The sequence below is a fragment of the Streptomyces sp. G45 genome, from assembly GCF_049542095.1.
Lineage (GTDB): Bacteria > Actinomycetota > Actinomycetes > Streptomycetales > Streptomycetaceae > Streptomyces.
On sequence record NZ_JBMUZU010000001.1, the window covers coordinates 4,980,000 to 4,998,677 of the forward strand.

Consider the following 18,678-nt stretch of genomic DNA (forward strand, 5'->3'; position numbering starts at 1 on the left):
ACGGCCCTAGCCGAACGGCACGAGCCGTACGACCGTCACCGTCAGGACCGACCCCGACACGTAGTAGAGGACGATCGCGCCGCCGACCGTCGCCTCCCGGCGGTCCCGCTCGTCGTCCACGGCCGTCGACCCGTGCCCATAGGGGTCGCGCCCCAGGGTGCGCGCCATCGCCGCGCGGAACTGGTCGGCGTCGCCCATCTTGGCGAGGGTGTCGTCGGCGGGCGGCGCGTACGTGATCCGATAGCTCCCCCTCCTGTGACGGCTCACGCGATGGTCCGCCTCTCGGCCTCGTCCGCCGCGAGGCGGTCGAGCAGCGCCTCCGCCTCGGGGTCGGGCACGGCCTCCAGCATCCAGTGCCGCATCACGGAGTGGATCTCGTCGACGCCCGCCTCGTTGATGGCCCGGTCGAACTCCGCGCGCTTGTCCTCGGGGAGCGCGGCGCGGATGTCCGGGATCGTGTTGGGGACGTCGACCTCCTCGCCGCCGATGAACGTCTTCAGTGGTTCGGCCATGGTCGGGTCACTCTCTCCCTGGGGTCCCTGGACGGTCCCTGGACGGTCCCGGCGCGGGCCCCTGGGGCGGGGCCGACGCTGATCTCACGGTAGCGGCCAGACGGGCCGCCCTCAGCCCTTGCCCTGACGTCGGCCTCAGCCGTGGGCGTTCGAGGGGCGGCGCGGTGTCTTCATTCGAGGGTCACGGTCCAGTTCCCCCAGGTGATGTGGCACACGCCGTCCGGCTCGATGCGGACGGGGAAGCCGTGGACGCCCAACTGGCCTTCTGTGTTGTACAGGTGGCGGATGCGTTCCAATGTGTCCCACAAGCGTCGGGGTCCGCTCTGGTGCACGGTGGGCCGGGCGTCTCGTGTTCCCTCGGCGCGGGCCCATGAGCCGTCTGTGTGCAGCAGCCACGCCGTTCGCCGGTCGCCCTCCTGAGTGAAGTGCGTTTCGACGCCGGGCGCGGCCAGGAAGAGCTGGGCCTTCACGTCCCAGGCGTTGTCGATGTTGAGCACGGGATAGCGGCCGGTGGTGACCTCGTCCCCGTCCTGGTCCCTGACGTGCGGGAACTGGTCGATGAGGCGGGGCGGGGGGCTGTCGTCGTGCCGGGCTCCCATGAACCCGGCCTGGTGGGGCTCGACGCGCCCCGTGGCGCCGCCGTCGGGGGTCTTGTCCGCACCGATGACCAGTCCTGAGCCGCTGATGGTGCACACGAGCCGCCCGCCGGGGCGCAGCGCGGCCAGCCATGAGGCGGGAACGCGCGGGACGGACACCATGGTCACGATGCGGTCGTAGGTGCCGGGCAGGGCGCCGGTGGCGTCCACGGTGGCGACCGCGGGATGGTGCCCGGCTTGAGCGAGGCGTTCCTGCGCCGCATCGGTCAGGTACGGGTCGACGTCCACGGTGGTCACGCGCCGGTCGCCCAGGCGGTGACACAGCAGAGCCGTGGAGTAGCCCGACCCGGTTCCGACGTCGAGCACGTCCATGCCCTCGTCGGGGCGGGCGTGCCGGAGCATCTGCACCACCAGCGAGGGCAGGGTCGCCGACGATGTCGGGCGCCACTGGGGGTGCTCGCCGGGGTCGGCCCGGTCGGCGTGCACCCTCGCGAGTTTCGTCACGAGGGTGGTGTCGCTGTAGGCGGTGCGCAGCCATCGTCCCGGGTCGCTCGGTCCGTCTTGCCACACGGCCGTACCGTCAGGCCCGGACTCCCACCAGCGGGGAACGAACAGGTGCCGGGGTGTGGAGCGCACGGCCTGATGCCACCGGGACTGTGGGTGTGTCACCTCGTGTGCCAACGTGTCGGCGTGCTGCTGCCACGCGGTCATTGTGCACCGTCCTGGGACGCGTCGAACGGTGCGGCCGTGAACTTGGGGAGGCACGCGGGGGTGTGCGGCTTGCATGAGTCGTTGGGCTCGCACGGCGGGTTGCAGCCCTGTGCCCCCGGGGCCGGTACGCGGTCGACGGCCTGCCGCCATGGCTCGCTACCGAGGAGGTCGGCGAGCCGCCGCTCGCGTACGTTGCCGCACGGCATGAACCGCGCCATCACGCACGGGACAAGGTCACCGTTGGGTAGTACCGCCGCGTGCCCTCGGCCGCAGTGCCCGCACAGCGCGTCCACCGTCGGTGGCATCGTGCCTGCCGCGCGGCCGACCGCGCGCACTCGGTCGGTGCCGACCTCGGTGATGCCCATGCCGTCGATCTCCGCGCGGGCTTCGTGCACGCGCTGCCCGTCGAGGACTTCCACGATGCCCACCCGTAGCGGGATGCCCCGGCGGTGAGCCTCGGCGATGTTGGCGCGGGTGCGGACGTGACTGCCGAGGCGAGTGGTGAGGCGGTCGTGCTCGGCGGCCCGGTCGCTGTAGTAACTCGTCGCGAGCGTCACGCCGTCGCGGGCGAACACCTCCCACCACGCCGGGCGGACGTGGAACAGGTTGGTGAACACCTCGACCTGTCGGCCAAGGCTCAACGCCAGGTCGACCAACTCGACCCAGTGCGGGTGGAGCGTCGGTTCACCGCTGATGAGCTGGATGCGCGGGGCCTCTAGGGCCACCGCGTCCTGGATGACCTGTGCCCAGTCGACGAGGGACATCGTGCCGTGCGTGCCCTGCGGACTCGAACTGGACAGGCAGTGAGCGCAGGTGAGCTGGCACCCGCCGGTCAGTTCCAGCGCGAGCGAGTTGAGGGTCGTGGTGGGGGAGGTGGCGGGGCGATCCGCTGCGGTTGTCACGGCTGCGCTCTCCTTTTCTCGCTAGTCTGATCCGCCGTCATGCCCCAGGTTCCATTGGGCGACGGCGATGATCCTTGCGTCCTTGCGTCCCTTCGTCTTGGCAGGTGCGCGATCTGGTGACCCGCCCCTTGCCCGGTGGTGCCGGGCAAGGGGAGCCGTGACGGTCACGGGCAGGGGGCGGGGGGCGAGGGGGCGTAGCCGCGGGTCGGCAGGGGCAGGGTGCGGGCGGAGAGGCTGTAGCGCAGGGTGTCGTCGGTGACGGTGAGGCGGTACAGGGCGCCGCGGCGCAGCGTGTCGAGGACCCGGTGGCGCTCCATGCCGAGGGGCGCGGAAGCGAGGTCGGCCCACAGCCGCAGGGTGCTGGGCGCGTCGAGTCGGGCCTCGTACTCCTTGAGGACCCGCATGGCGCGCAGGGGGGCCCATGGGGCGTCGAGGGGCGGGTCGATGTGGTCGGCCAGGTGCCGAGCCTGGGACGTCAGCCAGCGCAGGGCCAGGCGCGGGCTGGGGGCGAGGTAACCGCGCACCAGCCACTCGCGGGCCCGCTCGGGCGCGACGGCCTCGGCCGCGGTGATCTCGCACCACAGGTGGCGCTCGGCCGGGGGCGGCGCGGTAGCGGGCATCGGCGGGGCCGTCACTTCCCGCTCCCGGGGACGGTGCCGCTCTGCTCGCCCTCCCGGCTGAGTATGGCGAGGTGCCGCTCGATCCGCCTGCCCAACTCGTCGGCCAGTGCGTTCAGGTCGTCGGGCACCGGCGGCTTCGGCGCGACTTCCGGCGGCGGTTCCTGAGCTGTCGACATGCGGACCCCTCAACGGATGGCCATGGCGAACGTCAACGTCCCTGCTGCGTGCCTGGGTTGACGCACACAGTGATCAAGTCATCACACTGCTACTGGGGCTGTCGCCGTGCAAGACTTCACGGAGATGATTCGCCGCGATGATGTCGAACTGCTGAACTGTGCGCCGTGGTGCATGACTTGGCACTTTCATCGTGGGCGGAGAAGTCTTTCAAAATGGGTACAGGACAGAAGGGGGAGGCGTATGGCCGAGGATCGGCCGACCGGCTCGACCGTTCCGCGACGACAGTTAGGGCGGAGCCTTCGAGAACTCAGGAACAAGGCATCGCTGACGGTCCGTGCGGCGGCTCGTGAGTTGGAGTGGTCGGAGGCGAAGATGTGGCGCATCGAGACAGGGCAAACGCCCTTGCGCAGCCTCGACGTCAAGGCCATGTGCTTCGTCTACGGCGCCTCTGACGAGCTGACCGAAGCGTTGATGGGCTTGGCCAAGGAGACAAAGGCGCGCGGCTGGTGGCACGCGTACGGCGACGTGATCCCCGAATGGTTCGATCTCTACATCGGGCTTGAGGAAGCCGCGTCGAGTCTGACCACGTACGAGAGTGACCTCGTACCGGGACTCTTGCAAACGGCGGACTACGCCCGGGAGGTGATCGGTACGAAGGGGGGCATGACTGCCGACGACATAGAAGCTCGCGTCAATCTGCGCATCGAGCGTCAGGGCCTGCTCACGCGAAGCGCGGCGCCCCCTACGCTGCGGCTGGCGCTGAGTGAGACCGTGCTGCGTCGCACGGTTGGTGGACATGATGTGATGGCCACACAGATGGCGCGCCTCGTGCAGGCGTCCGAGCGGGACAACGTAGACATCCGGGTGGTGCCCTTTGATGCGGGCATGCACCCCGGAGCCATCACGGGCCCGTTCGTGACGCTTCGGTTCCCGCGCAACAGTGACGGGAGCGAAACGGAGCCGCCGACTGTCTACGCGGACGGATACACGGGGGGTCTGTACCTGGACAGGCCGAACGAGGTAGAGCGCTACGACGCAGCCTTTCAGGGAATCTGGGAAGCGGCGCTTGACGAGCAGGCGTCCCGACGCCTGATCTATGAGGTAGCAGGGAGCCATGAGCAGCAACGGTGAGATACAGGGTGCGGTGTGGTTCAAGTCGAGCCACAGCAACGCAGACGGCAACTGCCTTGAAGTGGCGCACCTTTCGGCGCACGAGGTAGCGGCGAGGGACAGTAAGCAGAGTCACGGGCCGGTAGTGGTGATCAGCTCCGGTGCGTGGTCGTCGCTCGTCACCTGGATGAGGCGGAGCTAGTTCGCCTCGGGTCCGAGGACGTACCGCCCTACGGAGAGAGCAGAACAGGCCCCCGGTTCCAGGCGCAGTGCCAGGAACCGGGGGCCTGTTTCAGCGGGCAAGCTGCCAGGTCGACAGGGCGAGGCCGATCACGGCGACCAGGGCGGTGACCAGCGGGAGGGGCCAGCGGCGGCGTTCCAGGTCGTCGAGGCGGGCCTCGCGGTCGGAGAGGGGCCGCCGCCGTGGCCCTGGGTGTTCACGTTCACCGAGACGAAGGCTGTCGCCGCGCGGGTAGCGTGCGGTGCCCGTCTAGGTCTCTCCAGGTGGGTGCTGTCCGAGGACACCGAAGCCCTGGCCACAGGGCATGCCAAGCAGCGGGCCCTGCTGGTGCTCGACATCGCTGCCGGGCATCTCGCCGACGGACGGGTTGATGCCGCGTTCGCCCTCGCCGGGCGTGCACGGGACACGGGACTCAAGTACCGGTCGGGGCGGATCGTAGAGCGGGCCCGGGCTGTGCGCCGTACCCTCACCACCACCACGCCGCCCAAGGCGGTGCGGGACTTCGACGAGCGCCTCCACGGCGTCTACCTGTAGGAGGACAGGCATGCGGGTGGGGATCACCGGTCACCGCGGGCTCAGCACGGAGGTTGAGGAGCGTATACGAGCGATGCTGGGCGAGGTCGTTAGCGGCTACGAGGCGTCCGAGCTGGTCGCCGTCTCGTGCATCGCGGACGGCCCCGACGCCTGGTTTGCCGAAGCCGTGCTCAAGCACGGCGGCCGACTTGAGGTCGTCGTGCCCGCGGTGGAATACCGGGAGAACCTGCCGGAGTGGCACCACGCGACGTACGACGTCCTGCTGTCCCGCGCGGCTGACGTCCACGAGACCGGCATGACCGCATCGACGCCCGAGGCGCACCAGGCCGGATCAGAAATCCTGGTCGGCCTGGTAGATGAGTTGGTCGCCGTGTGGGACGGAAAACCGGCGCGGGGATATGGCGGGACGGCGGACGTGGTTGCCTACGCCGAGCGCTGCGGCACCCCCGTCCGCATCCTGTGGCCGGAAGGCGCCAGCCGCTGAGAGCCCACGCTTGGATGGCGCCGACAGGGTCATCGCCGCCCTGCCCCACGGGAGGGGCTTCGGCGCGGACGGGTGATCCGAACTGAGTGGTGCGGGACGGTCTTCGAGGCGAGCGGGAACGCCTCGTGCCGGTACCGGACGAGCCGCCCTCAGCCTCTGCCCTCAGCCGTCGGGTTCAGCCCCTGCCCTCGGTCACGGTCTCGGGCTCGGCCCCGGTCTTCTCCGTACGGGACTCCGGCCGCCGCCCCGTGGACGCCTCGGCGGGCCCCTCGCCCGGCACCTCCGCCGCCGGGAGCCCCCGCATCAGCCCCCAGTACCCGAGCGCCGCGACCGTCCCCACCACCGCGCAGCCGCCCCACAGCCACTGAGGCCCCAGGCGGTCGATGAGGAACCCGGACATCAGCGGCGCCACGAGGGCCGCCACCGACCACGACATCGCGTACACGCCCTGGTAGCGGCCGCGCCCGTGCGTCGGCGAGAGGCGCACCACCAGGCCCGTCTGGGTGGGCGCGTTGACGATCTCGGCGAGCGTCCACACGCACACCGTCAGCGCGATGACGCCCACCGAACCGGCGAACGCGGTCAGGCCGAAGCCGTACCCGGCGATCAGCGAGGAGAGCACCAGCAGCCGCTGCGGGTCGCGGTGCTCGATGAACCGCGTCACCGGGATCTGCAACGCGACGATCATCACCCCGTTGACGGCGATCGCCACTCCGTAGTCGCTGGGCGAGAAGCCCGCCTCGCCCATCGCCACGGGCAGGCCCATGGACCCCTGCTGGAAGATCAGGGCGACCAGGAAGGACAGGCCGACCACGCTCATGAACCGCCCGTCCCGCAGCACCGTGCCGAGGCTGACCTCCGCCTCGCCCGCCCGCTCGGCGGCCGTGCGCTCCGGGCGCGACTCGGGCAGCTTCACGAACACCACGACCGCGCAGACGAGCGTCATGGCGGCCTCGATGAGGAAGCCCGCGCGGTAGCTGTACGAGGCGATGAAGCCCGCGCCCGCGGAGGAGATCGCGAAGCCGAGGTTGATCGCCCAGTAGTTCAGCGAGAAGGCCCGGATGCGGCTCTCCGGAGGCACGATGTCCGCCATCATCGCCTGCACGGCGGGGCGCGAGGCGTTGCTGGCGGCGCCCACGAGGAAGGCCACCGCCGCGATCGCCACGGGGTGGGTCATGAACCCGAGCAGCGCCACCGTGCCCGCCGTCGACGCCTGCGCGATCAGCAGCGTGGGCCGCCGCCCGAGCCGGTCGGCGAGCACGCCCCCGGCGACGGACGCGATCACTCCGCCGAGCCCGTGGAGGGCGGCGACGAGACCCGCGTACGTGGCCGAGTAGCCCCGCTCCAACGTGAGGTAGATCGCCATGAACGTGGACACGAAGGCGCCCAGGCGGTTCACCAGGGTGCTGGTCCACAGCCACCAGAACGCCGGGGCAGCCCGGAGACGGATTCTCTGACGGCGCGTCTGGCGGCGGTGAGCATGCGGGTCCCCCGTGGTGGTGCGGTAAGCGTCAAGGCTCGGTAAGTGTCAAAGCGACGAGCACAAATTACGGCGTGCGGGTGGACGCCGACCACTCGATTGACGCCGACCGTCAATCGCCGCCGGGCCGGGCCCCCGGCCCCGCGCCCGGGGCGGCCCCCACGGGAGTTCCATTACGCTCGTGGGCATGGCCGACGCACCGTACAAGCTGATCCTCCTCCGCCACGGCGAGAGCGAGTGGAACGCGAAGAACCTGTTCACCGGCTGGGTGGACGTCAACCTCAACGAGAAGGGCGAGAAGGAGGCGGTCCGCGGTGGCGAGCTCCTGAAGGACGCCGGTCTCCTCCCCGACGTGGTCCACACGTCCCTCCAGAAGCGCGCGATCCGCACCGCGCAGCTCGCCCTGGAGGCCGCCGACCGGCACTGGATCCCGGTCCACCGCTCCTGGCGCCTGAACGAGCGCCACTACGGCGCGCTCCAGGGCAAGGACAAGGCCCAGACCCTCGCCGAGTTCGGCGAGGAGCAGTTCATGCTGTGGCGCCGCTCGTACGACACCCCGCCGCCCCCGCTGGAGGACGGCGCCGAGTTCTCCCAGTCGGACGACCCGCGCTACGCGTCCATCCCGCCGGAGCTGCGCCCCGCACGGAGTGCCTGAAGGACGTCGTCGTCCGCATGCTCCCGTACTGGTACGACGGCATCGTCCCGGACCTCCTCGCGGGCCGCACGGTCCTCGTCGCCGCCCACGGCAACAGCCTGCGCGCCCTGGTCAAGCACCTGGACGGCATCTCCGACGCCGACATCGCGGGCCTGAACATCCCCACCGGCATCCCCCTCGCCTACGACCTGGACGCCGCCTTCAAGCCCCTGAACCCGGGCGGCACCTACCTCGACCCGGAGGCCGCCAAGGCCGCCATCGAGGCGGTCAAGAACCAGGGCAAGAAGAAGTAACCGCCGCCGAGGCGGCCGCGGCACCGTCGCGCCCAGGGGCGCGACGGTGCCGTCGTCATGCGCGGGCCACCACCGTGAGCCGTCCACCTGAGCCCCCCGTGAGCCGTCCACCTGAGCCCTCCACGAGTCGGCCCTGAGCCCTCCACGAGTCAGCCCTGAGCCATCGATGAGTCAGTCATGAGCACATCCGAGCGCCGCGCCACGGTCGTCGGCGGGGCCGTCTTCCTCGGCGGGGCCCTCGCGTCGATCGCCTTCGGGGACCGGCTGTGGCGCCTCGCGGGCGCGGGCGGGCCGGTGGCCGGTCATGTCTTCGGGGCGCTGTGCGGGTTCGGCGTCATCGCCTGCTGGGCGGCGGCCCGGGCCCGCGCGCGGCGGCACTGGCCGCGGTGCGCCCTGGCCACGGGGACCGGCCTCGTGGCGACGCTCGCCGTGGTGTGCCTGATCCCCGGCCGCAACGGCCGACTGCTCGGCTCGCTCGGCCTGGGCCCGGACGGCCGCATGTGGGCCGAGCAGCACCCCACCGCGCGGCTCGCCGTCCTGGCCGGGCTCGCCGCGGGCCTGCTGGCCGCGTGGCTCGCGATGCCGCGTACGGCGACGGGGCGCCGCCGCCGGGAGGCGACCGGGCGCGGTGCGCGGGGCGGGAGCGACGGCAGGGGCGATGCCCGGCGTGCATGAGGGTGAGCGCGCTCGTGTGCGCCGTTGACGCGCCCCGTTGGCGCCTGCATGGAATGGGTAGCAGGCAGTTCGCTCACGCCTTCGAGGAGGAGACCATGCCCGTACCCCCCGAGCGCGACACCTGTGCCAACGGCTGCCAGTGCGGCCCCGGCTGTAGCTGTGGCTGCCAGTCGGGCGGCCCCTGCCAGTGCGGTGGCGGCTGCGGCTGACACTCCGCCGGATCCAGGGGGGTGGGGCGCCTGCCCCACCCCCTCCGCCGTTCCAGCACCCCGGCGCGCGCCCCAGGCTCCCGGCCTCGACACCGGCGCCCCGGCGCACGGCGGGCAGTCCAGGCCCCCGGCCCGGCCCGGCGCTCCAGCGCCCGGCTTCGGCGCCACGGCGCACGCCCCGGCGCACGGCCAGGCCCTCGGCTCCGGCGCACGGCCAGGCCCTCGGCTCCGGCGCACGGCCCGGCGCCTCGGCGTCCGGGCACTCCGGCGGGCGGCCAGGCCCCGGCCCGGCACCGGCACCCCGGCGGGCGGCGTCCTGACGGGCGGCGTCCTGGCGGGCGGCGCCCCGGCGGGCGGGCCAGCCCCCTCTGCCCCGGCGCCCCACACGCCCCGCAGCCTCCGCCCCACCCCCGCCCCCGGGCGCCCGCGCCTACGCGCTCTCGACCGCCGTGACCCCCGGCTGGATCTCGTCCGCGTGCTCCCCCGTGACCAGGTACACCACGCGCTTGGCCACCGACACCGCGTGGTCGGCGAACCGCTCGTAGTAGCGGCCGAGCAGCGTCACGTCGACCGCCGTCTCGATGCCGTGCTTCCAGCGGTCGTCCATCAGGTGCTGGAAGAGCGTGCGGTGCAACAGGTCCATCTCGTCGTCGTCCTGCTCCAGCTGGAGCGCGAGGTCGACGTCCTTGGTGATGATGACCTCCGCCGCCTTCGCCATCAGGCGCTGCGCGAGCTGGCCCATCTCCAGGATGGTCGCGTGCAGGTCGCGCGGCACCGGCGAGTCCGGGAAGCGCAGCCGCGCCAGCTTCGCCACGTGCTGGGCGAGGTCACCGGAGCGCTCCAGGTCCGCGCTCATCCGCAGGGACGTCACCACGATGCGCAGGTCCGTGGCGACGGGCTGCTGCCGCGCGAGCAGGGCTATCGCGCGGGCCTCCAGGTCGTGCTGGAGGTCGTCGACCTTCTGGTCGGCGGCGATCACGCTCTCGGCCAGCTTCAGGTCGGCGTCGAGCATGGCCGTGGTGGCGCGCCCGATCGCCGACCCGACGAGGCGTGCCATCTCGACCAGGCCCTCGCCGATCGAGTCAAGTTCCTCGTGGTACGCGTCACGCATCTGACTGTCCCTCTCTCGTACGTCACAGGGGGAGGCCCCCTCAAGGCACAGGGGCTGTCCCCTACGCTGCCACGGTGCGGCCCGGACGCGACCGTTTCCGGCACCGCAAATGAACCAGTCCTGTCACCGAGGTGAACTGTGGGCGACGCCCCTTGTTCGCCCGTCCCGCGCTCCCGGGTGCCCGGACCACCCGAAATGAACCAGCACCGTCCCCTCGGTGAACTCTGGGCGACGACTGACCGCGCGGCCACCCGGATGGCTGTGGCCGGTGCTCCGCGCCCGCATAACCTAAAGACATGGACGTGAACGCGGCGGTCGCCGCAGCGGCAGCGATCGCCGGGGTGTGCACCGGCGTCATCGCCATGCTGGCGTTCCGCTGGAGCGAACGCGACCAGAAACGCCCCACTCGTACTTCCCTGCACATGGACCCGGTGCTGCCGCCCGGCGTCGACACCGTCCTGTCCGTGCTGCGCTCCTCCGCCGTCGTCCTCGACGAGGCGGACAGCGTGGTCAAGGCCAGCTCGGCGGCGTACGCCCTCGGACTCGTACGCGGCGGGAAGCTCGCCGTCGAGCCGATGCTCCAGATGGCGCGCGACACCCGGCGCGACGGGGAGATACGCCAGGTCGAGCTGGACCTGCCGCGCCGCGGCACCGGCCGCGGCGACGCCCTCGCCGTGTCCGCCCGCGTGGCCCCGCTCGGCTCCCGCCTGGTGCTCCTTCTGGTCGAGGACCTGACCGAGGCCCGCCGCATCGAGGCCGTGCGCCGCGACTTCGTCGCCAACGTGAGCCACGAGCTGAAGACCCCGGTCGGCGCCCTGAGCCTGCTCTCCGAGGCCGTCATGGACGCCGCGGACGACCCCGAGGCCGTGGAGCGCTTCGCGGGCCGCATGCAGACCGAGGCGACCCGCCTGACCAACCTCGTGCAGGAGCTGATCGACCTCTCCCGGGTGCAGAACGACGACCCGCTGGAGGACGCCGAGCCCGTCCGCGTGGACGAGCTGGTCGCCGAGGCCATGGACCGCTGCCGCCACCAGGCGGGTACGAAGCAGATCACCATGGCCGCGGGCGGCACCGCCGAACTGCACGTGTGGGGCAACCGGGGCAGCTCGCCGCCGCCCTCGGCAACCTCGTCGAGAACGCCGTGAACTACTCGCCCGCCCGCACCCGCGTCGGCATCGCCGCCCGCCGGGTCGCCGCCCCCGGCGGCGACCTCATCGAGGTCGCGGTCACCGACCAGGGCATCGGCATCTCCGACAAGGACAAGGAGCGCATCTTCGAGCGCTTCTACCGCGTCGACCCGGCCCGCTCCCGGGCGACCGGCGGCACCGGCCTCGGCCTCGCCATCGTCAAGCACGTGGCCGCCTCGCACGGCGGGGAGGTCACCGTCTGGAGCTCGGAGGGACAGGGCTCCACCTTCACCCTGCGCCTGCCCGAGGCGGGCGCCACCCGCGACCGCGGATCCGGGCACGGTCTCGGCGACGAGGACGCGCGCCAGGGCGCAAGGCCCGACGTCACAACCGCATACGAACCCATCCCAGCCGCCCCGGAGGTCCTTCCGTGACCCGAGTGCTCGTCGTCGAGGACGAGGAGTCCTTCAGCGACGCCCTGTCGTACATGCTCCGCAAGGAGGGCTTCGAGGTCGCGATAGCGGCCACCGGCCCGGACGGTCTCGACGAGTTCGAGCGCAACGGCGCCGACCTCGTCCTGCTCGACCTGATGCTGCCGGGCCTGCCCGGCACCGAGGTCTGCCGCCAGCTGCGCAGCCGCTCCAACGTCCCGGTGATCATGGTCACCGCCAAGGACAGCGAGATCGACAAGGTCGTCGGCCTCGAAATAGGAGCCGACGACTACGTCACCAAGCCCTTCTCGTCCCGCGAGCTGGTCGCCCGCATCCGCGCGGTCCTGCGCCGCCGCGGCGAGCCCGAGGAGGTCACCCCGCAGGCCCTGGAGGCGGGCCCGGTCCGCATGGACGTCGACCGCCACGTGGTCACGGTGTCCGGCTCCAAGGTCGACCTCCCCCTGAAGGAGTTCGACCTCCTGGAGATGCTGCTGCGCAACGCGGGCCGCGTCCTCACCCGCATGCAGCTCATCGACCGCGTCTGGGGCGCCGACTACGTGGGCGACACCAAGACGCTCGACGTCCACGTCAAACGCCTGCGCGCGAAGATCGAGCCGGACCCGGGGGCGCCGCGCTACCTGGTGACGGTGCGGGGCCTCGGCTACAAGTTCGAGCCGTAGACCGCGCCCGGCCCCGGACACGCGTGAAGGGCGGGAACCCCGGGGGTTCCCGCCCTTCACGCGTCCTGTACGGCCCGTCAGTGCTGCTGGCCGCTCTCCGCGCCGTGCGAGGCGTCCGCGTCGGCCCGGGCGCCGTCCGCCGGGGCCTCGGCCTCGCCCGACGGCTCGCCGGAAGCGTCGTCCGAGGCACCGTCCGAGGGCTTGCCGGACGGAGCGCCGGAGGCGTCGTCGGACGGCTTGCCCGAGGCCTTGTCGGAGGCCTTGTCGGAGGGCTTCCCGGACGGGGAGCCGGAGGGCTTGCCGTCGGGGGCCTTCGGCAGCTCGGTCGGGCCCCACTTCTCGAAGTAGCTCTCGGCCGGGATCACGAACGTCTTCAGCTTGACGTCGCCGGTCTTGCTGAAGGCGAAGGTGACCGGCTGGGCGTTGCCGTCCTTGACGGCCTCGCGGCTGCTCGGCAGGACCGCGGACGCGTTGTCCTTGCCGCCGATGACCACGGAGCCCCCGGCCGGGATGACCAGGCCGCCGCCCTTGCCCTTCTTGCCGGGCCGGTCGCCCTTGGCGGGGCTCAGCTCGGCCTTCTTGCCCGTGCCGTCGACCTCGATCGACTCCAGGGTCTGGTCGGTGCGGCCCTCGTTGAAGACCGTCGCGGACACCACGGCGGGGCCCGTCGACTCGCGGTCCGGCTGCGTGATGATCATGGCGTTCTGGATCTTGATGTCGCCGACGGCGGTCGCCGCGTTGTCCGGCTTGATCTCGATCGTCTGGGCGTTGTTCCCGGCACCGCACGCGGTGAGCGAGGCGAGCGAGATCGCGAGGGCGGTGGCGGCGATGGCGCCGCGTCGAAGGCTGCGGCTCACGGCGGCGGCAACTCCTTGTACGTGGGCGGTACGGGGAGGGCAGGTGCCCTAAGGGTGTGTCAGCGCGCTTAGGTTACCGAGCCGTTCCCGCGCCGCGGCACCCGACCCGCCCCCAAGGGGGCGCGGCCCACTCCCGGCGCCCGCGCCCCGCCCCGGGAAGGCGCCCCTCCGGCTCCGCCTGCGCCGCCTCCCGAAACCCTCGCTCACCCCCGCCGGGGCCTTCCGGCGATTTCCCGCGATCCCCGCCCGCCCCGGGGGAGGCGCTTCGGGCCGCCTTTCGCCCCGGTATCCGATCGACCACATTACGGGGGTGATCTCCGGGCGATCTCCGGGCGATCTCGGGGTGATCTCGGGGTGATCTCCGTGCGTTGTCCGCGCGCGCACCCGAGTTGTTCGACCTGTTCGGCGGGGACATCTCCCGGCCGATCTCGGCGAGATCTCCTGCCGATCTCCCGGCGATCTCCGGCCGATCTCCACACCGATGTGCGCGCGATGTGCGCGCCCATCCGTACATCGATCTGTACGCCGATCTCCACGCCGATCACCGAACAGTTCACCGAAGCGTTCGGCGCGCTTCTTGATCAATTCTGGAATCGCCCCCGGGGAGGGGGCGGACTTCGTGCCGATGTCGGCCGGTACGTGTCGCCGGTCACCGAACGGAGTAGCGGAAGTTCACCTACGGGAACCCGGCAAACCGGGACGTTCGTCCCCTTGGGGCGCTCGCGCGGGGCGTGTAACGTGCCTGTTTCCCCCTCCCCGAAGAGCCGCTCCGACCTGCGAATACCCCCTTCCGTGACCCGTCCGCAGCACGTTCCTGTTGCTGTTGTCAAGCCCCGAGATATGCCCTGACCTGCGAAAACGCCATTCAGAAGACGCCGTATCCGTGTTACCCTGGATAGCCACGGAAGGGGTACCTGTCACATGACGTTCAAGGTTGGCGACACCGTGGTCTATCCCCATCACGGGGCCGCGCTGATCGAGGCCATCGAAACTCGCCAGATCAAAGGCGTGGACAAGACCTACTTGGTGCTGAAGGTCGCCCAGGGCGACTTGACGGTACGTGTGCCAGCGGACAATGCGGAGTTCGTCGGTGTGCGTGATGTGGTCGGTCAGGACGGCCTTGACCGGGTCTTCGAAGTGCTGCGCGCGCCGTACGCCGAAGAGCCCACGAACTGGTCGCGCCGTTACAAGGCAAATCTCGAGAAGCTCGCCTCCGGCGATGTCATCAAGGTCGCGGAAGTCGTCCGTGACCTGTGGCGCCGAGAGCGTGAGCGCGGACTGTCCGCCGGTGAGAAGCGCATGCTCGCCAAGGCCCGCCAGATCCTGGTGAGCGAGCTCGCCCTCGCGGAGAACACGAACGAGGACAAGGCCGAGGCCCTGCTCGACGAGGTCCTCGCGTCCTGACCCGCACGGCCGCCTGAGGTGCGGCGCCCGCGGACCACGCTCCGCGTGAGCCCGCTCGCGACCGGGCCGACTCCGGGATGACCGAATGCCGCAGTGCCCGCCGACCCCCAGGGGCGTCGCCGGGCACTGCGGCATCTTCGTCGGCGATGCGATCAGGTCCCCGGGCGTCCGGACCTCTTCGTACGCTGCGTCCGGACCGCTTCGTACGCGGTGCTCGGACGCCGAGCGCGCTCGTGCCACGGCGTACGACGTCCCGTACGGAACCGGAGTCCCAGGAGCGATCGTCCCCCGGACTTCACCGGTGGTTCGCGGATGCGGAAAGATCCCCCGGTACTTTGGCGTGCCGGGCCCGGGCAAGCTGGCTCGACCAGATGTCACGGAAGGGTCCGGTCAAGGCGTCGCGCCCGGCACGGTGTGGCCATACCCATGTCAACCGAGCGCACAAACCTGAACGGAACCGATGTCTGACGCAACCACTCGCACCGCGGCCGTGATCCCCGCCGCCGGACGCGGCGTACGCCTCGGCCCCGGCGCCCCCAAGGCCCTGCGTGCCCTCAACGGCACCCCCATGCTGATCCACGCCGTGCGTGCCATGGCCGCCTCGCGCGCCGTGTCCCTGGTCGTGGTCGTCGCCCCGCCCGACGGCGCCGCCGAGGTCAAGACCCTGCTCGCCGACCACGCGCTGCCCGAGCGCACGGACATCCTCGTGGTGCCCGGCGGCGCCACCCGGCAGGAGTCCGTGAAGCTCGGCCTGGACGCGCTGCCGCCCGGCGTCGACATCGTGCTCGTGCACGACGCGGCCCGCCCGCTGGTGCCCGTCGACACGGTCGACGGCGTCATCGAGGCCGTGCGCGACGGAGCGGTGGCCGTCGTGCCCGCGCTGCCGCTCGCCGACACCGTCAAGGAGGTCGCGCCCGTCCAGGACGCGGCGCCCGGGACGCCCGAACCCGTCGTGGCCACCCCCGAGCGCTCCCGGCTGCGCGCCGTGCAGACGCCCCAGGGCTTCGACCACGACACCCTGGTCCGCGCCCACCGGACGGTCACCGACGACGTCACCGACGACGCCAGCATGGTCGAGCAGCTCGGCCTGCCCGTGGTGCTCGTCCCCGGACACGAGGAGGCGTTCAAGGTGACCCGCCCGCTCGACCTGGTCCTCGCCGAGGCGGTCCTGGCACGCAGGAGGGCCACCGATGGCTTCTGAGACCCCAGAGGAGACCCCCGAGGAGACCCTCGAAGCGACCCCCGCGGCCCCCGCCGGGCTGCCCTACCCGCTGCCCCAGGTCGGCATCGGCACCGACATCCACGCCTTCGAAGAGGGCCGCGAGCTGTGGTGCGCCGGACTGAAGTGGGAGGGCGAGGGGCCCGGGCTCGCCGGGCACTCCGACGCCGACGTCGTCGCCCACGCCGCCTGCAACGCGCTGTTCTCCGCCGCCGGGCTCGGCGACCTCGGCGCCCACTTCGGCACCGGGCGGCCCGAGTGGGCCGGGGCCTCCGGGCTCACGCTGCTGCGGGAGAGCGCGCGCGTCGTGCGGGCCGCCGGGTTCACCATCGGCAACGTCGCCGTCCAGGTCATCGGCCCCCGCCCCAAGATCGGCAAGCGGCGGGACGAGGCGCAGCGAGTGCTCTCGGAAGCCGTCGGGGCGCCGGTCACGGTCTCCGGCGCGACCACGGACGGCCTCGGCTTCCCCGGCCGCGGCGACGGCCTCGCGGGCATCGCCACGGCGCTGGTGCTCCGCACGGGGTGACCGGCCGGGTCCGGCTCGTTCGGACCCGGTGCGGTTGATCGGGCGACGGGGGATCGGGTACGCGTAACCGGAGGAGCCCGTACGACCCGTACGAGAAGACTTCGGCTCCGGGAAGACGCCCATCCCCGTACTCCCGTACCAGGAGGCACGATGTCCGCCACCCTCTCCGACCACCTCAAGGCCCTGCTCGACACCCCCGTCTTCATCACCGTCGCCACCATCCAGCCGGACGGCAGCCCCCAGGTCTCGCCCGTCTGGGTGAAGCGGGACGGGGACGACGTGCTGTTCTCCACCACGGTCGGGCGGCGCAAGGAGAAGAACCTGCGCCGGGACCCGCGCGTGACGGTGCTGCTCCAGCCGTTCGACGCCCCGTACTCGTACGCGGAGATCCGCGGCACCGCCACCCTCACCGAGGAGGGCGGCGCGGAGCTGATCGACGAGCTGTCCCTGAAGTACACGGGGCAGAAGTACGCCGAGTTCAACCCGCGGTCCGCCGACGACAACACCCGCGTCGTCGTCCGGGTCACGCCCCGCAAGGTCGTCGGCTCGATCTGAGGGCCCCGGCCCGGCCACGTCACGGTTGGGTGCCCTGTTGCCCCTAGGGGCGTGGGGCACTGCCCGGCGCCCACTACCCTTGGAGTCGTGACGATTCGCCTGTACGACACCAGCGCCCGGCAGATCCGTGACTTCCAGCCCCTCACCCCGGGCTGCGTCTCGATCTACCTCTGTGGTGCCACCGTGCAGGCGGCACCGCACATCGGGCACATCCGCTCGGGCCTCAACTTCGACATCATGCGCCGCTGGTTCACGTACCGCGGCTACGACGTGACGTTCATCCGCAACGTCACGGACATCGACGACAAGATCATCACGAAGTCCGCGGAGCAGGACCGCCCCTGGTGGTCCATCGGGTACGAGAACGAGCGCGCCTTCAACGACGGCTACGACGTCCTCGGCTGCCTGCCGCCCACCTACGAGCCCCGCGCCACCGGCCACGTCACCGAGATGGTCGCGATGATGCGCGGCCTCATCGAGCGCGGGCACGCCTACGAGGCCGACGGCAGCGTCTACTTCGACGTGCGCTCCTGGCCCCGGTACCTGGAGCTGTCCCGCCAGGACCTGGACAAGATGCAGCAGCCCGCCGAGGAGGGCATCACCGGCAAGCGCGACGCGCGCGACTTCGCCATGTGGAAGGCCGCCAAGCCGGGCGAGCCCGCCTGGGAGACGCCCTTCGGCCCCGGCCGCCCCGGCTGGCACCTGGAGTGCTCGGCCATGGCGCACAAGTACCTGGGCTCCGCCTTCGACATCCACGGCGGCGGCCTCGACCTGATCTTCCCGCACCACGAGAACGAGATCGCCCAGGCCAAGGCGTACGGCGACGAGTTCGCCCGGTACTGGGTGCACAACGCCTGGGTCACCATGAGCGGCGAGAAGATGTCGAAGTCCCTCGGGAACTCGGTGCTCGTGAGTGAGATGGTCAAGCGCTGGCGCCCCATCGTCCTGCGCTACTACCTGGGCACCCCGCACTACCGCTCGATGATCGAGTACAGCGAGGACGCCCTGCGCGAGGCCGAGGCGGCGTTCGCCCGCATCGAGGGCTTCGCACAGCGCGTGGTGGAGCTGGCCGGGGGCTCCGTGGAGCCCGCCGCCGAGGTGCCGCCCGCGTTCGCCGAGGCGATGGACGACGACCTGGGCGTCCCGCAGGCGCTCGCGATCGTCCACACCACCGTCCGGCAGGGCAACTCCGCGCTCGCCGCCGACGACAAGGAGGCCGCCGTCGCGCGCCTCGCCGAGGTGCGGGCCATGCTCGGCGTCCTCGGCCTCGACCCGCTCGACCCGCGCTGGGCGGGCGGCGCCGAGGGCGAGGCCGACGACCTGAACGGCGTCGTCGACAGTCTCGTCCGGCTCGTCCTCGAACAGCGCGAGGCGGCCCGGGCCCGCAAGGACTGGGCCACCGCCGACGCCATCCGCGACCGGCTCACGCAGGCGGGACTCGCCATCGAGGACAGCCCGAGCGGGCCGCGCTGGACGCTCGGCCAGCGCTGACGGCGCGGCCCCGAGTGTGCCGCTCCGTGTGCCGCCCGGCGACCCGGGCGGCACACTGCATTACACAGACGCACAGAC

19 protein-coding genes and 3 pseudogenes are annotated in these 18,678 nt (G+C 71.6%); 13 read left to right on the top strand and 9 right to left on the bottom strand.

The window, feature by feature from the left end:
* Positions 1-6: 6 nt before the first annotated feature.
* From ACOBQU_RS20880 to ACOBQU_RS20905, 6 genes are all read right to left on the bottom strand, one after another.
* Entirely contained in the window at positions 7-198 is a 192-nt protein-coding gene (locus ACOBQU_RS20880) for a hypothetical protein (RefSeq protein ID WP_423634619.1), read from the bottom strand.
* Positions 199-263: 65 nt separating this feature from the next.
* Positions 264-512: a hypothetical protein gene (locus ACOBQU_RS20885; protein ID WP_423628839.1), complete on the bottom strand. Its 249-nt coding sequence runs from the start codon at positions 510-512 to the stop codon at positions 264-266.
* A 170-nt stretch (positions 513-682) separates the two neighbouring features.
* Complete coding sequence (locus ACOBQU_RS20890) at positions 683-1,678, bottom strand: methyltransferase domain-containing protein (RefSeq protein ID WP_423628840.1); 996 nt, start codon at positions 1,676-1,678, stop codon at positions 683-685.
* Between the two features lie 137 nt (positions 1,679-1,815).
* Complete coding sequence (locus tag ACOBQU_RS20895) at positions 1,816-2,721, bottom strand: radical SAM protein (RefSeq protein WP_423628841.1); 906 nt, start codon at positions 2,719-2,721, stop codon at positions 1,816-1,818.
* 164 nt (positions 2,722-2,885) lie between these two features.
* Positions 2,886-3,341: a hypothetical protein gene (locus tag ACOBQU_RS20900; RefSeq protein WP_423628842.1), complete on the bottom strand. Its 456-nt coding sequence runs from the start codon at positions 3,339-3,341 to the stop codon at positions 2,886-2,888.
* 11 nt (positions 3,342-3,352) lie between these two features.
* On the bottom strand, positions 3,353-3,517 hold the full coding sequence (locus ACOBQU_RS20905) for a hypothetical protein (protein WP_423628843.1): 165 nt from the start codon (positions 3,515-3,517) through the stop codon (positions 3,353-3,355).
* A 241-nt stretch (positions 3,518-3,758) separates the two neighbouring features.
* Here ACOBQU_RS20905 and ACOBQU_RS20910 point away from each other — a divergent pair, with 241 nt between their 5' ends.
* The 4 genes from ACOBQU_RS20910 (at position 3,759) to ACOBQU_RS20925 (ending at position 5,887) form a co-directional block, all read left to right on the top strand.
* The gene (locus tag ACOBQU_RS20910; protein ID WP_423628844.1) at positions 3,759-4,649 is read left to right on the top strand and encodes a helix-turn-helix domain-containing protein; all 891 of its coding nucleotides are present in this window, start codon (positions 3,759-3,761) and stop codon (positions 4,647-4,649) included.
* Positions 4,633-4,830, top strand: coding sequence for a DUF397 domain-containing protein (locus ACOBQU_RS20915; protein ID WP_423628845.1), 198 nt, complete (start codon positions 4,633-4,635; stop codon positions 4,828-4,830). Before ACOBQU_RS20910 ends, ACOBQU_RS20915 begins: the two co-directional genes overlap by 17 nt.
* A gap of 306 nt (positions 4,831-5,136) precedes the next feature.
* Positions 5,137-5,403 carry a hypothetical protein gene (locus tag ACOBQU_RS20920; RefSeq protein ID WP_423628846.1) on the top strand — a complete coding sequence of 89 codons (267 nt, stop codon included), beginning with the start codon at positions 5,137-5,139 and terminating at the stop codon, positions 5,401-5,403.
* Positions 5,404-5,413: 10 nt separating this feature from the next.
* Positions 5,414-5,887, top strand: coding sequence for a hypothetical protein (locus tag ACOBQU_RS20925; protein ID WP_423628847.1), 474 nt, complete (start codon positions 5,414-5,416; stop codon positions 5,885-5,887).
* 175 nt (positions 5,888-6,062) lie between these two features.
* Here the strand turns inward: ACOBQU_RS20925 and ACOBQU_RS20930 are convergent.
* Positions 6,063-7,369 (bottom strand): annotated as a pseudogene (locus ACOBQU_RS20930) (MDR family MFS transporter).
* Between the two features lie 185 nt (positions 7,370-7,554).
* Here ACOBQU_RS20930 and ACOBQU_RS20935 point away from each other — a divergent pair.
* Both ACOBQU_RS20935 and ACOBQU_RS20940 read left to right on the top strand, forming a co-directional pair.
* A pseudogene (locus tag ACOBQU_RS20935) lies at positions 7,555-8,315 on the top strand (phosphoglyceromutase).
* A 177-nt stretch (positions 8,316-8,492) separates the two neighbouring features.
* A complete protein-coding gene (locus ACOBQU_RS20940) occupies positions 8,493-8,990 on the top strand; it encodes a hypothetical protein (protein WP_423628848.1) in 498 nt (165 codons plus the stop codon).
* Positions 8,991-9,629: 639 nt separating this feature from the next.
* Here the strand turns inward: ACOBQU_RS20940 and phoU are convergent.
* Positions 9,630-10,310 (bottom strand): phosphate signaling complex protein PhoU, encoded by a 681-nt coding sequence (gene phoU / locus ACOBQU_RS20945; RefSeq protein ID WP_423628849.1) that lies wholly within the window; start codon positions 10,308-10,310, stop codon positions 9,630-9,632.
* A gap of 296 nt (positions 10,311-10,606) precedes the next feature.
* On the opposite strand from phoU, the pseudogene ACOBQU_RS20950 reads away from it, so the two are divergent.
* Both ACOBQU_RS20950 and ACOBQU_RS20955 read left to right on the top strand, forming a co-directional pair.
* A pseudogene (locus tag ACOBQU_RS20950) lies at positions 10,607-11,871 on the top strand (sensor histidine kinase).
* Complete coding sequence (locus ACOBQU_RS20955) at positions 11,868-12,548, top strand: response regulator transcription factor (RefSeq protein ID WP_030682312.1); 681 nt, start codon at positions 11,868-11,870, stop codon at positions 12,546-12,548. Before ACOBQU_RS20950 ends, ACOBQU_RS20955 begins: the two are co-directional and overlap by 4 nt.
* Positions 12,549-12,625: 77 nt before the next feature.
* Here ACOBQU_RS20955 and ACOBQU_RS20960 read toward each other — a convergent pair whose 3' ends face one another.
* Positions 12,626-13,405 (bottom strand): copper chaperone PCu(A)C, encoded by a 780-nt coding sequence (locus ACOBQU_RS20960; protein WP_423628850.1) that lies wholly within the window; start codon positions 13,403-13,405, stop codon positions 12,626-12,628.
* Positions 13,406-14,326: 921 nt separating this feature from the next.
* Between ACOBQU_RS20960 and ACOBQU_RS20965 the strand changes: the two genes are divergently transcribed.
* The 5 genes from ACOBQU_RS20965 (at position 14,327) to cysS (ending at position 18,600) form a co-directional block, all read left to right on the top strand.
* On the top strand, positions 14,327-14,809 hold the full coding sequence (locus ACOBQU_RS20965) for a CarD family transcriptional regulator (RefSeq protein WP_003953493.1): 483 nt from the start codon (positions 14,327-14,329) through the stop codon (positions 14,807-14,809).
* Positions 14,810-15,269: 460 nt separating this feature from the next.
* Positions 15,270-16,010 carry a 2-C-methyl-D-erythritol 4-phosphate cytidylyltransferase gene (gene ispD / locus ACOBQU_RS20970; protein ID WP_423628851.1) on the top strand — a complete coding sequence of 247 codons (741 nt, stop codon included), beginning with the start codon at positions 15,270-15,272 and terminating at the stop codon, positions 16,008-16,010.
* The gene (gene ispF / locus ACOBQU_RS20975) at positions 16,000-16,554 is read left to right on the top strand and encodes a 2-C-methyl-D-erythritol 2,4-cyclodiphosphate synthase (protein ID WP_423628852.1); all 555 of its coding nucleotides are present in this window, start codon (positions 16,000-16,002) and stop codon (positions 16,552-16,554) included. The genes ispD and ispF overlap by 11 nt, the downstream gene beginning before the upstream one ends.
* 150 nt (positions 16,555-16,704) lie before the next feature.
* Positions 16,705-17,109 carry a PPOX class F420-dependent oxidoreductase gene (locus tag ACOBQU_RS20980; RefSeq protein ID WP_423628853.1) on the top strand — a complete coding sequence of 135 codons (405 nt, stop codon included), beginning with the start codon at positions 16,705-16,707 and terminating at the stop codon, positions 17,107-17,109.
* A gap of 87 nt (positions 17,110-17,196) precedes the next feature.
* A complete protein-coding gene (cysS, locus tag ACOBQU_RS20985; protein ID WP_423628854.1) occupies positions 17,197-18,600 on the top strand; it encodes a cysteine--tRNA ligase in 1,404 nt (467 codons plus the stop codon).
* The last annotated feature ends 78 nt before the right edge of the window (positions 18,601-18,678 follow it).

Bases quoted from the DNA above. Each gene is read 5' to 3' on its own strand.
- ACOBQU_RS20915 (WP_423628845.1), top strand. From the start codon at position 4,633: ATGAGCAGCAACGGTGAGATACAGGGTGCGGTGTGGTTCAAGTCGAGC.
- ACOBQU_RS20940 (WP_423628848.1), top strand. From the start codon at position 8,493: ATGAGCACATCCGAGCGCCGCGCCACGGTCGTCGGCGGGGCCGTCTTC.
- ispD (WP_423628851.1), top strand. From the start codon at position 15,270: ATGTCTGACGCAACCACTCGCACCGCGGCCGTGATCCCCGCCGCCGGA.
- ACOBQU_RS20980 (WP_423628853.1), top strand. From the start codon at position 16,705: ATGTCCGCCACCCTCTCCGACCACCTCAAGGCCCTGCTCGACACCCCC.
- ispF (WP_423628852.1), top strand. From the start codon at position 16,000: ATGGCTTCTGAGACCCCAGAGGAGACCCCCGAGGAGACCCTCGAAGCG.
- ACOBQU_RS20905 (WP_423628843.1), bottom strand. From the start codon at position 3,517: ATGTCGACAGCTCAGGAACCGCCGCCGGAAGTCGCGCCGAAGCCGCCG.
- ACOBQU_RS20925 (WP_423628847.1), top strand. From the start codon at position 5,414: ATGCGGGTGGGGATCACCGGTCACCGCGGGCTCAGCACGGAGGTTGAG.
- ACOBQU_RS20910 (WP_423628844.1), top strand. From the start codon at position 3,759: ATGGCCGAGGATCGGCCGACCGGCTCGACCGTTCCGCGACGACAGTTA.
- ACOBQU_RS20965 (WP_003953493.1), top strand. From the start codon at position 14,327: ATGACGTTCAAGGTTGGCGACACCGTGGTCTATCCCCATCACGGGGCC.
- ACOBQU_RS20885 (WP_423628839.1), bottom strand. From the start codon at position 512: ATGGCCGAACCACTGAAGACGTTCATCGGCGGCGAGGAGGTCGACGTC.
- ACOBQU_RS20900 (WP_423628842.1), bottom strand. From the start codon at position 3,341: ATGCCCGCTACCGCGCCGCCCCCGGCCGAGCGCCACCTGTGGTGCGAG.
- phoU (WP_423628849.1), bottom strand. From the start codon at position 10,310: ATGCGTGACGCGTACCACGAGGAACTTGACTCGATCGGCGAGGGCCTG.
- ACOBQU_RS20880 (WP_423634619.1), bottom strand. From the start codon at position 198: ATGGGCGACGCCGACCAGTTCCGCGCGGCGATGGCGCGCACCCTGGGG.